This window comes from Streptomyces polyrhachis, from assembly GCF_042663125.1.
Taxonomy (GTDB): Bacteria; Actinomycetota; Actinomycetes; order Streptomycetales; family Streptomycetaceae; genus Streptomyces; species Streptomyces polyrhachii.
Genome location: NZ_JBHSZO010000012.1, coordinates 116950 through 132297, shown reverse-complemented (window position 1 = coordinate 132297; position 15348 = coordinate 116950). Strand labels below are relative to the sequence as shown.

At 72.1% G+C, this 15348-nt stretch carries 11 protein-coding genes, 1 rRNA gene and 1 pseudogene; 8 read left to right on the top strand and 5 right to left on the bottom strand.

The genetic code is table 11. The features are described from left to right. From rrf to ACFQLX_RS10305, 5 genes are all read left to right on the top strand, one after another. Window positions 1-64, top strand: a 5S ribosomal RNA gene (gene rrf / locus ACFQLX_RS25795); the annotation flags it as partial. Between the two features lie 73 nt (window positions 65-137). Next, on the top strand, window positions 138-1286 hold the full coding sequence (gene mtnA, locus ACFQLX_RS10320; RefSeq protein WP_386413928.1) for an S-methyl-5-thioribose-1-phosphate isomerase: 1149 nt from the start codon (window positions 138-140) through the stop codon (window positions 1284-1286). Between the two features lie 7 nt (window positions 1287-1293). Next, complete coding sequence (mtrA, locus tag ACFQLX_RS10315) at window positions 1294-1971, top strand: two-component system response regulator MtrA (RefSeq protein ID WP_386413927.1); 678 nt, start codon at window positions 1294-1296, stop codon at window positions 1969-1971. A 44-nt stretch (window positions 1972-2015) separates the two neighbouring features. After that, window positions 2016-3860: an MtrAB system histidine kinase MtrB gene (mtrB, locus tag ACFQLX_RS10310; protein ID WP_386413926.1), complete on the top strand. Its 1845-nt coding sequence runs from the start codon at window positions 2016-2018 to the stop codon at window positions 3858-3860. 2 nt (window positions 3861-3862) lie between these two features. Next, a complete protein-coding gene (locus tag ACFQLX_RS10305) occupies window positions 3863-5707 on the top strand; it encodes an LpqB family beta-propeller domain-containing protein (protein ID WP_386413924.1) in 1845 nt (614 codons plus the stop codon). A 65-nt stretch (window positions 5708-5772) separates the two neighbouring features. Here the strand turns inward: ACFQLX_RS10305 and ACFQLX_RS10300 are convergent. From ACFQLX_RS10300 to ACFQLX_RS10285, 4 genes and pseudogenes are all read right to left on the bottom strand, one after another. Further along, window positions 5773-6444: pseudogene (locus ACFQLX_RS10300) on the bottom strand (response regulator); the annotation flags it as partial. A gap of 149 nt (window positions 6445-6593) precedes the next feature. Further along, on the bottom strand, window positions 6594-7298 hold the full coding sequence (hpf, locus tag ACFQLX_RS10295; protein WP_386413923.1) for a ribosome hibernation-promoting factor, HPF/YfiA family: 705 nt from the start codon (window positions 7296-7298) through the stop codon (window positions 6594-6596). Window positions 7299-7546: 248 nt separating this feature from the next. Further along, window positions 7547-8398 (bottom strand): ComF family protein, encoded by an 852-nt coding sequence (locus ACFQLX_RS10290; RefSeq protein WP_386413922.1) that lies wholly within the window; start codon window positions 8396-8398, stop codon window positions 7547-7549. A gap of 88 nt (window positions 8399-8486) precedes the next feature. Next, window positions 8487-9674 (bottom strand): winged helix-turn-helix domain-containing protein, encoded by a 1188-nt coding sequence (locus ACFQLX_RS10285; RefSeq protein WP_386413921.1) that lies wholly within the window; start codon window positions 9672-9674, stop codon window positions 8487-8489. Between the two features lie 357 nt (window positions 9675-10031). On the opposite strand from ACFQLX_RS10285, the gene secA reads away from it, so the two are divergent. Beyond that, a complete protein-coding gene (gene secA, locus ACFQLX_RS10280; RefSeq protein WP_386413920.1) occupies window positions 10032-12839 on the top strand; it encodes a preprotein translocase subunit SecA in 2808 nt (935 codons plus the stop codon). A gap of 99 nt (window positions 12840-12938) precedes the next feature. On the opposite strand, the gene ACFQLX_RS10275 is transcribed toward secA, so the two are convergent. Continuing rightward, window positions 12939-13463, bottom strand: coding sequence for an Rv3235 family protein (locus ACFQLX_RS10275; RefSeq protein ID WP_386413919.1), 525 nt, complete (start codon window positions 13461-13463; stop codon window positions 12939-12941). 233 nt (window positions 13464-13696) lie between these two features. On the opposite strand from ACFQLX_RS10275, the gene ACFQLX_RS10270 reads away from it, so the two are divergent. Beyond that, window positions 13697-14185 carry a DUF6912 family protein gene (locus tag ACFQLX_RS10270; RefSeq protein ID WP_386413918.1) on the top strand — a complete coding sequence of 163 codons (489 nt, stop codon included), beginning with the start codon at window positions 13697-13699 and terminating at the stop codon, window positions 14183-14185. Window positions 14186-14263: 78 nt separating this feature from the next. Further along, window positions 14264-14926: an HAD family hydrolase gene (locus tag ACFQLX_RS10265; RefSeq protein ID WP_386413917.1), complete on the top strand. Its 663-nt coding sequence runs from the start codon at window positions 14264-14266 to the stop codon at window positions 14924-14926. Window positions 14927-15348: the final 422 nt, after the last annotated feature.

Here is a 15348-nt window from a genome sequence, read left to right as displayed (position 1 = left end):
TAAGCCTTTCCGCGCCGATGGTACTGCAGGGGGGACCCTGTGGGAGAGTAGGTCGTCGCCGAACATTTTTTAGCCTCAACCCCCGAGCTTCGGCTCGGGGGTTGAGGCATTTTTGCGTTGGGGGTTGACTGGCTGGCATGGCTGAAGACATGGTTGCGCTCCGCTGGGAGGAACCCCCGGAGCCAGGAGACGGGCCCGTACTGGTGCTGCTGGACCAGACCCGACTACCGGCGGAGGAGGTTGAACTGCTCTGTACGGATGTGCCCGGACTCGTCCAGGCCATCCAGACGTTGGCCGTGCGCGGGGCTCCGCTCCTCGGGCTGGCTGGCGCCTACGGGATCGCCCTGGCGGCGGCCCGGGGCTTCGACGTGGACGAGGCGGCCGGGCACCTCGCCTCCGCCCGGCCCACCGCGGTGAATCTGGAACGGGGGGTGCGGCGGACGCTGGACGCCTTCCACGCCGCCGTTCCCGGGCAGCGGGCCGCCGCCGCGCTGGCGGAGGCACGGAGGCTGCACGCCGAGGACGCGCACGGCAGCCGGGAGATAGGGCGCTACGGGCTGGGGCTGCTGGAGGAGTTGCTTCCCGGTGGCGGGTATCGGCTGCTGACGCACTGCAATACCGGAGCGCTGGTCTCCGGGGGTGAGGGGACCGCGTTCGCCGTGGTGCGGGCCGCGCACCGGGTCGGGGAGCTGCGGCGGTTGTGGGTGGACGAGACGCGGCCGCTGCTGCAGGGGGCGCGGCTGACGGCGTACGAGGCCGCGCGCTACGGGATGCCCTACACGCTGCTCGCCGACAACGCGGCCGGTTCGCTCTTCGCGGCCGGCGAGGTCGATGCCGTGGTGGTGGGGGCGGACCGGATAGCGGCCGACGGGGCGGTGGCCAACAAGGTGGGCACTTATCCGCTGGCTGTGCTGGCCCGGCACCACGGGGTGCCGTTCCTGGTGGTGGCTCCGACGAGCACGGTCGATCTGGGGACGGCGGACGGGGGCTCCATCGAGATAGAGCAGCGGCCCGGCAGCGAGGTCACGGAGTTCACCGCCCCGTACGCGCTGGGTGTGGGTGCCCAGCAGCCGGGGGCCGGGGTGCTGGTCGCGCCGCTGGGGACCCAGGCGTACAACCCGGCCTTCGACGTCACGCCGCCGGAGCTGGTCACCGCGATCGTCACGGAGCGGGGCGTCGTGTCACCCGTGGGTGAGGAAGCGCTCGCCGCGATGGCGGCCGGGAGAATTCGGCGTGAAAGGGATCACCTCGGCCGACTCTCCGAGGATGGGACGGCGATGGGATGATGTGCGTATGAAGGGACGCGTCCTGGTCGTCGATGACGACACCGCACTGGCAGAGATGCTTGGCATCGTGCTGCGCGGGGAAGGTTTTGAGCCGTCGTTTGTCGCTGACGGCGACAAGGCGCTGGCCGCCTTCCGAGAGAGCAAGCCGGATCTGGTGCTGCTCGACCTCATGCTGCCCGGACGGGACGGCATCGAGGTCTGCAGGCTGATTCGGGCCGAATCCGGCGTACCGATCGTCATGCTCACCGCCAAGAGCGACACCGTGGACGTCGTCGTGGGCCTGGAGTCGGGCGCCGACGACTACATCGTCAAACCGTTCAAGCCCAAGGAGCTGGTCGCGCGTATCCGGGCGCGGCTGCGGCGCTCCGAGGAGCCTGTGCCGGAGCAGCTGGCCATCGGCGATCTGGTGATCGACGTGGCCGGGCACTCGGTCAAGCGCGAGGGGCAGCAGATCGCGCTGACGCCGCTGGAGTTCGACCTGCTGGTGGCGCTGGCCCGCAAGCCGTGGCAGGTCTTCACCCGTGAGGTGCTGCTCGAGCAGGTCTGGGGCTATCGGCACGCCGCCGACACGCGCCTGGTCAACGTGCACGTGCAGCGGCTGCGCTCCAAGGTCGAGAAGGACCCGGAGCGGCCGGAGATCGTCGTCACCGTGCGCGGTGTGGGTTACAAGGCAGGGCCCGGGTAACCGTGTCCCGGCTGCTGCGACAGGCTGAAGCGGCCGGCGGACCGATGCAGCCCATCCTCAGGATGGTGCTGCGTTGGGTTCGCCGGCCGCTTCAGCCTGCCGTGCTTGTGTGGCGGCGAAACATCCAGGTGCGGGTCGTGGCGACGACCCTGCTGATGTCCATGGGTGTGGTGCTGCTGCTCGGCGTCGTGGTGATCGGCCAGGTCCGCAACGGGCTGCTGGAGGGCAAGCTCTCCACCGCCCGGGTGCAGGCGCAGGGCGGGTTCGCCAATGCCGAGGAGAAGGCCGAGTGGGAGGGGCGCGACCGGGACTCCGGGCGCCAGCCAGCTCCCGACGACTGGCACCAGCAGCTGCTGGAGTCGCTCAACAGCGGCAGCGGCAGCACCGGTGGGGTGGGCGGGGTGCAGGTCATCGCGCTGCCCTCGGGGCGTGATCCGGGCGGGCTGGGGCGCGAGCGGGCGGAGGAGACGACTCCGCTGGGCGCGCCGCTGGTCATCGGCGCGGTGGGCTCCGTGGAGCCGGCGAGTATCTCCGAGGCGCTGCGGGCGCGGGTCGACCGCGGTGAGGGGATGTTCCAGCAGTACACGAAGATCCGGTACCGGGGCGGGGAGTCGCAGCCGGGGCTGGTCGTCGGGCAGCGGCTGGACGACGTCAACGGCAATCCGTACCAGCTCTACTACCTCTTCCCCTTCACCGAGGAGGAGAAGACCGTCAGCCTGGTCAAGGGCACGCTGGCGACCGCGGGTGTGTTCGTCGTGGTGCTGCTGGGGGCCATTGCCTGGCTGGTGGTACGGCAGGTCGTGACGCCCGTGCGGATGGCCGCCGGGATCGCCGAGCGGCTGGCCGCGGGCCGGCTGCAGGAGCGGATGAAGGTCACCGGCGAGGACGACATCGCGCGGCTGGGCGAGTCGTTCAACAAGATGGCGCAAAACCTTCAGGGCAAGATCCAGCAGTTGGAGGAGCTGTCGCGGATGCAGCGGCGCTTCGTCTCCGACGTCTCGCACGAGCTGCGCACCCCGCTGACGACGGTGCGGATGGCCGCGGACGTCATCCACGAGGGGCGCGAGCAGTTCGATCCGATCACCGCGCGCTCGGCGGAGCTGCTGCTGGGGCAGCTGGACCGCTTCGAGTCCCTGCTGGCGGACCTGCTGGAGATCAGCCGCTTCGACGCGGGGGCGGCAGCGCTGGAGGCCGAGCCGATCGACGTGCGTGATGTCGTACGACTGGTGGTGGACGGCGCGGAGCCGCTGGCCGAGCGCAAGGGCAGCCGCATCGTGGTGCGCGGCGCGGGGCAGCCGGTGATCGTCGAGGCGGATGCGCGGCGGGTGGAGCGGGTGCTGCGCAATCTCGTCGTCAACGCCGTCGAGCACGGCGAGGGGCGCGACGTGGTGGTGCGGCTGGGTGTGGCGCAGGGCGCTGTCGCGGTGGCCGTACGGGACTACGGCGTGGGGCTGAAGCCGGGCGAGGCGACGCGGGTGTTCAACCGCTTCTGGCGGGCGGACCCGGCGCGGGCGCGGACCACCGGGGGGACGGGCCTGGGGCTGTCCATCGCGGTGGAGGACGCGCGGCTGCACGGCGGCTGGCTGCAGGCGTGGGGTGAGCCGGGGGGTGGCTCGCAGTTCCGCTTGACGCTGCCCCGGACGGCGGGGGAGCCGCTGCGCGGCTCGCCGATACCGCTGGAGCCCGAGGACTCGCGCGCTCATCGGGTGGCCCGGCGGGAGGCTGAGGATTCCGCCGCGGCTTCCGCTTCCGACGGTGAGCGGCTGGCGTCCGTGCCGTCGCAGGGCCGGGGCGCGGTGATGGTGCCGACTACGGGTCTGGCGCCGCCCGCGGTCGATCCGACGGCGCTGCCGGGTGCGGGGACCCGGGTGACGGAGTGGGAGAAGTAGCGGTGGGTGGGCTGGGTGGGCGCAAGCTGCGGCAGGCGATCGCGGCGGCGGGTGTGGGCGTGGTGCTGGCCGGATGCGCGGGGATGCCCGACAGCGGGGGCGTCAGCGCGGTGGAGAAGACCGACAAGCAGGGGCCGCGCTATGCGCGTACCGTGCCCGTGGCGCCGAAGCCGGGGGCGGACGCGCAGCAGATCGTGAAGGGCTTCCTGGAGACGCTGCGCAGCGACGACGGGAACTACGCGACGGCGCGGCAGTATCTGACGGAGGCGACGCGCAAGGGCTGGCGGCCGCCGACGCGGACCACGGTGCTGGCGGCGGCCCCGGTGACGTCGACCGGGAAGATGTCGCAGAAGGAGCGGCAGGTTCCGGAAGGGGAGCGGCAGACCAGGCGCTACCTGCTCGGTGGGCAGCAGATCGCCACCCTGGACGCGCAGACCGGGGCGTACCAGCCGGATGTGGCGGAGTTCCGCAACTCCGTGCTGGTGGTGAAGGAGAAGGACGAGTGGCGGATCGCCCAGCCGCCGTCGGCCGGGCTGGTGCTCAGCAAGTCCGACTTCACCCGCACCTACGGGCCGGCCGTCAACACGTACTACTTCACCGACCGGGCGGCGGACGCGCTGGTCGCCTCACCGGTCTATGTGCGCGACCAGCAGGTCGATCCGGGCGGTGCGATGACGCAGGCCGTACGGGCGCTGCTGACCGGGTGGAGCGGGCTGCCCTCGGGGATCGCGCACTCGGCCTTCCCCGACGGGACGCGGCTGGGGGGCGCGGACGCGGTGGAGCTGGACGGGCGGCTGCTGACGGTGCGGCTGCGGCTGGGCGAGGCCGTGAACGCGGCGACGTGCCGGCGGATGGCCGCGCAGGTCTGGTACACGGTGCGCAACCAGTTCGCGCCCCGGCTCAGCGAGGTGCGGCTGTGGGCGGACGGGGAGCAGCGGTGCGCGCTGCGGACCGAGGGCGCCGAGCGGTACGCGAGCGAGCAGCTGACGAAGACCGACGGCCACGGCTGGTTCTACTACGTGGATGACGGGCACCGGCTGATGCGTGCGCCGGTGGCCAAGGGGGAGCGGCGGCCGGAGGCGGTGCCCGGGCCGTTCGCCGAGGGCAAGGTGAAGATCCGGTCGGTGGCCGTCGCGCGGAGCGAGGGCCTGGTGGCGGCGGTGACGACGGGCGGCCGTGAGCTGTACACCACGGGCGTCAGCGGCTCGGCGGTGCTGGGCGAGCCGCTGCTGCGCAGCCGGGCCGGGCAGGGCGGCGGTGGCGGGGATGCGGGCGATCTGGGGCTGACGACGCCGAGTTGGGACGGGCTGGGGGATCTGTGGGTCGCCGACCGGACGGCGTCGGCGACGACGCTGTACTGGTCGAGCGACGGTCTGGGGGAGCCGCGGGCGGTGGAGGTCGCGGGGCTCGGTGACGGGCGGATCCAGGCGCTGCGGGTTGCGGCCGAGGGCGCGCGGATCGCGATGCTGGTGGAGGGGGACGGGCGGACCCGGCTGATGCTGGGCGGCATCACCCGCAGCGGGGACACGCTGCGGGTCGGCGGACTGACGGAGATAGCGCCGCAGTTGGAGGAGGTGCAGTCGGTGTCCTGGGCGGGGGACAGCCGGCTCGCGGTCGTGGGGCGCGTCGAGGACGGCGTGGACCAGGTGATCTTCGTGGAGACGGACGGGCGGCAGCCGGAGATTCGGGCGCGGGAGCTGACGGGGGTCTCCGCGGTGGCCGCCTCGGAGGCCGTGACGATGCCGCTGGTGGCCATCTCGGCGCAGGCTGGTGTGGTGCGGCTGCCGGTGGGGGCGGACTGGGAGAAGGTCGCTCCGGGCGGGGTGGCTCCGGTCTATCCGGGGTGAGGGGTGGCCGGTGCGGGGTGCGGCGGTCGGCCCAGCCGATCGCCGCGGGTGGCCGACGCGGGCGGTCAGCGGATTTCGAGGATCTTCTCGCGCATCGCGTAGACGACGGCCTCCATGCGCGAGTGGAGCTGGAGCTTCTCCAGGATGTTGCGGACGTGGTTCTTCACGGTGTTCTCGCTGATGAACAACTCCTTGGCGATGTCGCGGTTGTTCATGCCCGTCGCCACCAGCTTCAGGACCTCCAGCTCACGGTCCGTCAGCCGGGGCGCCGGGACCAGCCGGCGCTCGTCGGTGCGCTGGATCATCGACTTGAACTCCGTGAGGAGTTTCGAGGCCATCGACGGGCTGATCTGCGACTGGCCGTCGGCCACGGCTCGGATTGCCGTCGACACCTCGTCCGTGGAGATCTCCTTGAGGAGGTAGCCCGTGGCGCCGGCCTTGATCGCGTCGTAGAGGTCGGCCTCCTCGTCGCTGATCGTCAGCATGATGATCTTCGCGCTGGGGACGACCTCCTTGATCGAGGTGCATGCCTCGATCCCGCCGCGCCTGGGCATCCGCACGTCCATCAGGACGATGTCGGGGAGTAGGTCGGCCGCCTTGTCGACGGCCTCCGCGCCGTCGCCCGCCTCGCCGACGACCTGGATGTCCTCCTCCTGGGCCAGCACGATCTCCAGGCCCCGGCGGAAGAGTTCATGGTCGTCCACGACGAGGACACGGATCGGTTCCGCACGCGGGCCGATCTCCACCTCGGTCGTGGGCTCCAAGCTGTTCGCCATCTCTTCCCCCTGAGGCCGCATTGGGGCGTCGCCGCCGACTGGCCGTGTGGCGCCATGATTTCATGCCTGGACGGCGGGGGCGTGCCCCCGCCGTCCAGGTTGGCGGAATTTCAGCTTCCAGCCGGCGGGTACGGGTCGAGGTGGATCACGCCGTAGTCGTAGGCGTGCCGACGGTAGACCACGCTGGGCTGCTTGGTCTCGGAGTCGACGAACAGGTAGAAGTCGTGGCCGACCAACTCCATTTCGTAGAGCGCCTGGTCGAGCGACATGGGGGCTGCCATGTGCGTCTTCTCGCGGACCACGAGGGGGCCTTCGCCGTCCACCTCCAGTGGTCCGGCGCCGCGGGACAGCAGGTCCTCGGCGGCCTGGATGTCGGCGGCCCGCTCCGCGATGCGCTCGCCGGCCGGCTCGGCGCCGGTGACCAGCTCGCCGGCGTCGGTCAGCAGGGCGGCGTCCGACACCACGTCGCCGACCTCCGCGGCCGTGCGGCGTGCCTTGCCGGGGCGGCGGGTGCTGCGCTTGTCGTGCTGCTTGCGCAGGCGTGCCTCAAGCTTGCCGGTGGCCAGGTCGAGCGCCGCGTAGGGGTCGCCGGCCGCTGCCTCGGCGCGGACCACGGGGCCCCGGGAGTGGACGGTGATCTCGACACGGTCGGAACGGTCTGCCTGACGCGGGTTGGGCTCCTTGGACACCTCGATGTCGAGGCTGATGACCTTGCCGTCGTACTTCTGGATCTTGTCCAGCTTCAGCTTTTCGGCCACGTGGCGCCGGAAGCGATCCGTTACCTCGGTCTTGCGGCCCTTGACGACGATGTCCACGCAGAACTCCGTTCCGGGGCGCCTTGCGCTGCGGCGAGGCGTCGCCCTCTGTGCGCTGGACTCCGGGTCTCCTCCGGAGTCTCGGGGTTCTTTCAGCCGGCGTCCCGCTGCGGGGAGCGGCTGACTCTCACCTCCTCCTCCCCAGACATCAAGATCGACATCCCCGCGATTGTCGGGGAACCCCCATCTCTGAATCGAACATAGCTCGCTTGGGGGCTGACGGCACCCCCTGCCCAGCACTGCCCGTTCTACCAGCGGAAACGTAAATTCCCGGTCAGTTCCCATTCTTCTTCGAACGCAACCCGGGGAGCGGCGACGACGGCCGCGGCCAGGGGGAGGCAGGTGGCCCGGCGGAGAGAGCGGGCGGCCTCGGTGAGCGTGGCACCAGTCGTCATCAGGTCGTCGATGAGGACCAGCCGCAGGTGGGAACGCGGGTCGGTGGACGGGGACCGGGGGGAGGGGGCGGTCAGGAGGTGGTGGGCGGCCGGGCTGAGGGCCAGGGCCCCGGAGAGGTTGGCATGGCGCTCGGCCGCGCGCAGGGCCGCCTGGTCGGCCACCGGGCGGGCATGGCGCAGAGCGGGGAGGACGCGGGCCGGGAGCCCTGCCCGCCGCAGGACCGCGGCGGCGCCCTCGGCGAGGCGGAGGGTGGGGTCGTGGCCCCGGGCGGCGCGGCTGGAGGCGGAGGACGGCACCGGGATCAGGAGGACGCAGGGGGGCTGTGGCGGCGCGGGAGTGTCCTGCGGCACTTCGAGTCCGGCCCGCACCACTCGGGCAAGCGCCGCTCCGAGGGGGGCGGCCAGGGAACGGGCGCCGCGCTCCTTGTGGGCCAGCAGGAGGCGGCGGGGCTCGTCGGCGTAGGGCACGGCCGCGTGAACCGGGGGCAGTCCCCGGGGCGCGGGGGTGGGGCGCACCGGGCGCGGGGTGCGGGCGGTCAGGGCCGCGGCGCAGTCGCGGCAGAGGGGGGCGCCGGGGCGATCGCACCCCGCGCAGGCTGTGGGGAGCAGCAGGCCGAGCAGCTCCCGCCACAGGGGCCGCGCGCCTGCCGGCGCATCGGTGCGCGAGCCGTTGTCCAGGTCCTCGGTTTTGCCCGTGGTGTGCATCCTTGCCCCCCATGTCGCTTTCCTGGGTCCACGATGCCGGGAGGCCGGGGGCTCTCGCGACCCCCTGTGGATAACTCTCGTCAGGCCGTCAGCCGCTGAGCGCCGCCGCCATCGCCGGGGCCAGCTCCGGCGGGGTGACGCGCTCCACGCGGATGTCCGTGGCGGATACCCAGGTCGCCGCCTCGCGCAGCGCGGCCGCCGTGGGCGCGACCGCCCGGTGGGGGAGCTGCGCCGGGGTGCGGGCGCCCGGACCGTCCGTGCCGAGCGAGATGTGGCGGGCGACCAGCGTGGTGCCCTCCCGGGCCGGGTCGACCCGGGCGACGAGCCGGCCGCCGGAGAGCACCGGCATGGCGAAGTAGCCGTACACCCGGCGGGACTTGGGGACGTACGCCTCCAGGCGGTGGGTGAGGCCGAAGATCCGCTCCGTGCGCGCCCGGTCCCAGACCAGGGAGTCGAAGGGCGAGAGCAGCGTGGTGCGGTGCCGGCCGCGCGGTGCGCTCGCCAGCGCCCCGGGATCGGCCCAGGCGCGCTTGCCCCAGCCCTCCACCTCCACCTCCACCAGACCTGTGTCCGCGAGCGCCGCGTCCACCTGGGCCGCCTTGAGGCGGTGGTAGTCGGCGAGGTCCGCCCGGGTGGCCACGCCCAGGGCGCGGCCCGCCTGCACGAGCAGGCGGCGCACACACTCGCCGTCGTCCAGGTCGTCATGGCGCAGGGCGTCCGGGACGGCGCGCTCGGCGAGGTCGTAGACGCGCTTCCAGCCGCGCCGCTGAGCGCAGACCACCTCGCCGGTGTCCAGCAGCCACTCCACCGCGATCTTGGTCTCCGACCAGTCCCACCACGGGCCGCCGTTCTTCGCACCGCCCAGCTCCGTGGAGGTCAGCGGGCCGTCGGAGCGCAGGCGGTCGACGACGGCCGCGACGGACGCCTCGCGGTCGCGCAGCTGATGCCAGCGGAAGCCCCGCTCGCGGAAGGCCCGGCGGCGGAAGGCGAAGAGCGGCCAGTCCTCCATCGGCAGCACGCAGGCGGCATGCGACCAGTACTCGAACGAGCCGCCCCCCGACCAGTACGCCTCCTCCACGCCCGCCCTGCCGACCGCGCCGAGCCTGGCGTACGGCACCAGCTCGTGCGAGCGCGCGAGCACCGAGATCGTGTCCAGCTGGACCGAGCCGAGCCGGCGCAGCAGGCCGCGCACCCCGCCCCGGCGGTCCGGGGCGCCCAGGAAACCCTGGGCGTGCAGGGCTGCGCGCCGAGCCTCGTCGGCGGTGAGGAACTCCATGCGGCCGAGGCTAGGCGGTACCACTGACAATCGGGCCGCCCGGGGCCCTACCGCGCCCTCCCGGACGGCGGGCCTGGTGCCGCCGGGCGCCCGCAAGGTCCCGGCCGGGCGTGATGTGCGGCACTTTCGGCGGGGTGGGTGCGTTGACAGGGAAGGCGCCCATCGGCGAGGGTGCGGCTTCGCGGCACCGATACGGCACGTGTGGGCAGCCGGCGGGGGGACAGCCCTCCCGGCACGGGTGCTCCCTCGCATACGATGGCCGGTGCGGCCGGGGTGGACGCGGTGTCCATCCCCCGAAACAGGCCGTGCCCAGCGCATTCGACCGTGCCAGGCCCGACCGGCAAGGAGCCAGCCCAAGTGTCCGTCTTCGGAAAGATCCTGCGTGCAGGTGAAGGCAAGATCCTGCGCAAGCTGCACCGCATCGCGGACCAGGTCAATTCCATCGAAGAGGACTTCGTGAACCTCTCCGACGCGGAACTGCGCGCGCTGACGGAGGAGTACAAGGAGCGCTACGCGGACGGCGAGAGCCTCGATGACCTGATGCCGGAGGCGTTCGCCACCGTGCGCGAGGCCGCCAAGCGCGTCCTCGGCCAGCGCCACTACGACGTGCAGCTGATGGGCGGCGCCGCGCTGCACCTCGGTTACGTCGCGGAGATGAAGACCGGCGAGGGCAAGACGCTGGTGGGCACCCTGCCCGCGTACCTCAACGCCATCTCCGGCAAGGGCGTCCACCTGATCACGGTGAACGACTACCTGGCGCAGCGCGACTCGGAGTGGATGGGCCGGGTGCACCAGTTCCTCGGCCTCTCCGTGGGCTGCATCGTCGCCAACATGCCGCCGGCCCAGCGCCGCGAGATGTACGCCCGCGACATCACCTACGGCACGAACAACGAGTTCGGCTTCGACTACCTGCGCGACAACATGGCGTGGTCGAAGGACGAACTGGTCCAGCGCGGCCACAACTTCGCCGTCGTGGACGAGGTCGACTCCATCCTGGTCGACGAGGCCCGTACCCCGCTGATCATCTCCGGCCCGGCGGACCAGGCGACCAAGTGGTACGCCGACTTCGCCAGGCTCGTCACGCGGCTGAAGAAGGGCGAGCCGGGCGACCCGCGCCTGGGCAAGGCCGAGACCGGCGACTACTCGGTCGACGAGAAGAAGCGCACGGTCGGCATCCACGAGTCGGGCGTCGCCAAGGTCGAGAACTACCTCGGCATCGACAACCTCTACGAGTCGGTCAACACCCCCCTCGTCGGCTACCTGAACAACGCCATCAAGGCCAAGGAGCTGTTCAAGAAGGACAAGGACTACGTCGTCATCGACGGCGAGGTCCTCATCGTCGACGAGCACACCGGCCGCATGCTCGCCGGCCGCCGCTACAACGAGGGCATGCACCAGGCGATCGAGGCGAAGGAGGGGGTGGACATCAAGGACGAGAACCAGACCCTCGCCACGATCACCCTGCAGAACTACTTCCGCCTCTACGACGGCCTCTCCGGCATGACCGGTACGGCGATGACCGAGGCCGCCGAGTTCCAGCAGATCTACAAGCTCGGCGTGGTGCCCATCCCCACCCACCGCGACCTCGCCCGCATCGACCAGTCCGACCTGATCTACCGCACCGAGCCGGCGAAGTTCGACGCCGTCGTCGACGACATCGCGGAGAAGCACGAGAAGGGCCAGCCGGTCCTGGTCGGCACGACCTCCGTGGAGAAGTCCGAGTACCTCTCGCAGCAGCTCGCCAAGCGCGGCGTGCCGCACGAGGTCCTCAACGCCAAGCAGCACTCCCGCGAGGCCGTGATCGTCGCTCAGGCCGGCCGCCGCGGCGCCGTCACGGTCGCCACGAACATGGCCGGCCGCGGTACGGACATCAAGCTCGGCGGCAACCCCGAGGACCTCGCCGAGGCGGAGCTGCGCCAGCGCGGTCTGGACCCGGTGGACAACGCCGAGGAGTGGGCCGCCGCGCTGCCCGCCGCGATGGAGCGGGCCGAGGAGGCCGTGAAGGCCGAGCACGACGAGGTCAAGGAGCTCGGCGGCCTGTACGTGCTGGGCACCGAGCGGCACGAGTCGCGCCGGATCGACAACCAGCTGCGCGGCCGCTCCGGCCGCCAGGGCGACCCGGGCGAGTCCCGCTTCTACCTCTCGCTGGGCGACGACCTGATGCGGCTGTTCAAGGCGCAGATGGTCGAGCGCGTGATGTCGATGGCGAACGTGCCCGACGATGTGCCGATCGAGAACAAGATGGTCACCCGTGCCATCGCCTCCGCCCAGTCGCAGGTCGAGCAGCAGAACTTCGAGACCCGCAAGAACGTCCTGAAGTACGACGAGGTGCTCAACCGCCAGCGCGAGGTCATCTACGGCGAGCGCCGGCGCGTACTGGAGGGCGAGGACCTGCACGAGCAGATCCAGCACTTCATGAACGACACCATCGACGCCTACATCGAGGCCGAGACCCAGGAGGGCTTCGCCGAGGAGTGGGACCTGGACCGGCTGTGGGGCGCCTTCAAGCAGCTCTACCCGATCTCCGTGACCGTCGAGGAGCTGGAGGAGGCCGCGGGCGACCGGGCGGGCATCACCGGCGAGTTCATCGAGGAGACGGTCAAGGACGACATCAACGCGCAGTACGCGGCGCGGGAGAAGCAGCTCGGCTCCGAGATCATGCGGGAGCTGGAGCGGCGGGTCGTGCTGTCGGTGCTCGACCGCAAGTGGCGTGAGCACCTCTACGAGATGGACTACCTCCAGGAGGGCATCGGCCTGCGGGCGATGGCCCAGAAGGACCCGCTGGTGGAGTACCAGCGCGAGGGCTTCGACATGTTCACCGCCATGATGGAGGGCATCAAGGAGGAGTCCGTCGGCTATCTGTTCAACCTGGAGGTCCAGGTCGAGCAGCAGGTCGAGGAGGTCCCCGTCGCGGACGCGGCGCCCGCCGCGGACGGCGCCGAGGACGCCGCTCCGGCCGGAGCGCGTCCGGCCATCAAGGCCAAGGGGCTGGAGGCGCCGCAGCGCCCGGACAGGCTGCACTTCTCCGCGCCGACCGCCGAGGGCGGCGTCGAGGAGGGCGAGTTCGAGACGGGCGAGGGCCCGGTGCGCTCCGAGGCGGACGGTCTGACGCGCGCGGAGCGCCGCAAGGCGCAGCGCGGGGGCGGGCGTCGCCGCAAGAAGTAGTCCCGGCCGGGACACGTCGTACGGCGGCCGGCCCCTTCGTCGCACCCTTCGCGGTGCGGCGAGGGGGCCGGCCTGTTTTCCCGGGCCTCCCCGGGGCGGCTACGGGGCGGCCTCCCGCTCCTGCTCCTGCGGTCCGGGGCGCGGGCCCACCTCCACGGCCGCGCAGCGCCAGCGGGCGTCCGGGCCGCGTTCGAGGCGGAAGGCCAGCGCGCGGCGCCTGCCCGGTCCGTACGCGATACAGGCGTGGGCCTCGATGACGTCCGCCGCGGGGCTGCTGGCCCGGCAGGCGGTGAGCTGCGGGCGCACCGGGCCGCTCAGCGGCAGGCCCGGGGCGAGCGCCAGCAGCTGCTCGTAGGCGTCGCCGACGGTGTGGCCGAGCATCCAGTGCACCGGCTTCTGGCCGCTCAGGGTGAGCAGCAGCCGCTGGGCGAACCACTCCTGCGGATGCAGCTCCCTGGGCAGCCCGGGGATGCGCAGATCCCCCGGGCGGCGCGGATCGCGCCTGCCCGGCGGGCCGGAGCGGCGGGCGGTCGCCGGCCGGGTCGTCTCCGCGCGGTTCGCCGGCCTGCCCTGCGCCGGGCCCCTGGTCCTGTCTGTCCTGCCTGTCCTGCTGGTCCTGGTCACGCTGGTCACCCCCGTGAGTGCGTGCTGTGGCTGTCGACAGCACTTGTAGCCGGGAGCACTGACAGTGGGCAATCCGCTCGGGGGCGGCCGGGAAATTCACCTATCAGGGTGAGGGGACCCGAGGAGATACGTTTCTGTAGACGGGCTGAAAACGGGGGATGGGGTGCTGTGCGGGCGCCGGCGAGTCCACCCGTACGAGGGATGTCGCGTCAGCGCGGGCCTATGCTTCAGCCATGCGCGTGTACGTACCCCTGACGCTTCCCGCCCTGGCCGGGGCCCACAAGGCCGGAGAGCTGGGCCCCGGCCCGCTGACCGGGTACGCCGTCACCCCGGAGCTGCGCGAGTGGTACGCCTCCGACGACATCGAGGAGCTGGAGTACGCGGCGCTCGGCCGGGCCGCCGCCGCCAGCCTGCGCCTGCTCGCCGGCGACCCGGACGCCCCGCGCCGGCGGGTGGTCGTCGCCGTGGAGCTGCCGGACGGGGCCGTCGTCCCGCACGCCGGGGGCGCCTCGGGCGCTGGTGCTGATGCCGACGCCGAGTCCGCGGACTTCGTCGGTGCGGTACGTATCGAGCGCGCCGTTGCGCTGCGCCTCGCGGCGGCCCTGCACGTGGACGCCGACGAGGCCCGGGCCGAGGTCGCCGCCGCCGTCGGGGGAGCCGGGGACGTCGAGGGCGTCGAGCTGCTCTGGTTCGGAGTGCAGGAACTCCCGAACCTGATCTGAGCTGTGCTTTCGTGCCCGTAACCGAGGTTTTCCACAGGCGTCGACGGGGCGTGGGGGACGCGGGGTACGGTCGGAGGCATGGCACATCTTGTATGGGACTGGAACGGCACGCTGTTCCATGACATCGACGCCGTGATCGAGGCGACGAACGCCTCGTTCGCGGAGCTGGGGCTGCCCCCGATCACGTTGGAGCGGTATCGCGAGCTGTACTGCGTGCCCGTTCCGAAGTTCTACGAGCGGCTGATGGGGCGGCTGCCGACGGCCGAGGAGTGGGCGGTCATGGACGAGTCCTTCCACCGGTACTACTGGCGCTTCGCGGCGAAGTCGGGGCTGGCGGAAGGTGCCGCCGAGCTGCTGGCGGACTGGCAGGCGGCGGGGAGCACGCAGTCGGTGTGCTCGCTGGCCCCGCACGGGAAGCTGGTGCCGCTGCTCGATGAGCACGGGATCGCCGAGCGCTTCGTGCGCGTCGACGGGATCACCGGGCCCAACGGCGGCGCGAAGGGCGAGCACATGGTGCGGCATCTGACCGCGCTGGGCGGCGCGTTGGAGGGGCTGGCCCCGGAGCGTGCGGTGGTGATCGGCGACGCGGTGGACGACGCCCGGGCGGCGGCCCAGGCCGGCGCGCACGCGGTCCTCTACACCGGCGGCTCGCACAGCAGGGCCAGCCTGGCCCGCGCGGGGGTGCCGGTGGCGGACACCCTCGCGGAGGCGGTGGAGATAGCCCGGGGCCTCGTGGCGTGAGCGTCCGGGGGCGCGCCGCGGTGGCCGGCAGGTTCCTCCCGGGGTGGAGAGGCACGCGAGAGCAGGAGGGGGGCCGCGGGATGGGCGCACTGTCCGTATCGGCAAAAAACGCCGCTCATATTTGTACACATACGGCTCATGACGCGTTCCCCCCACGGGGCGATAGCCTGGTGCGCGTGATCAGCGCGATAGCCGGCCGGAGCACCGAAGCCCCAGCCTTCGTCCCGGAGCCGGACCGGCCCCGGGGCTCCGCTGACGCGCTCGACCGGTGCCCTCCGTCCCCGACGGCTGACAAGGGCCCGGTCTTCTCTTATGTCGGCACAGTGTCCACACCGGCCGAAGGCGCCGGGTGGCGGTGTGCCGCCCGGGTCCCCACATCCGCAGGGCACGTACCCCACGACGTCACGCAACGGCGCGCGACA

Coding starts and splice junctions, on each gene's coding strand:
- mtnA (WP_386413928.1), top strand. CDS start 138: ATGGCTGAAGACATGGTTGCGCTCCGCTGGGAGGAACCCCCGGAGCCA.
- mtrA (WP_386413927.1), top strand. CDS start 1,294: ATGAAGGGACGCGTCCTGGTCGTCGATGACGACACCGCACTGGCAGAG.
- mtrB (WP_386413926.1), top strand. CDS start 2,016: ATGCAGCCCATCCTCAGGATGGTGCTGCGTTGGGTTCGCCGGCCGCTT.
- ACFQLX_RS10290 (WP_386413922.1), bottom strand. CDS start 8,398: ATGCACACCACGGGCAAAACCGAGGACCTGGACAACGGCTCGCGCACC.
- ACFQLX_RS10285 (WP_386413921.1), bottom strand. CDS start 9,674: ATGGAGTTCCTCACCGCCGACGAGGCTCGGCGCGCAGCCCTGCACGCC.
- ACFQLX_RS10270 (WP_386413918.1), top strand. CDS start 13,697: ATGCGCGTGTACGTACCCCTGACGCTTCCCGCCCTGGCCGGGGCCCAC.
- ACFQLX_RS10265 (WP_386413917.1), top strand. CDS start 14,264: ATGGCACATCTTGTATGGGACTGGAACGGCACGCTGTTCCATGACATC.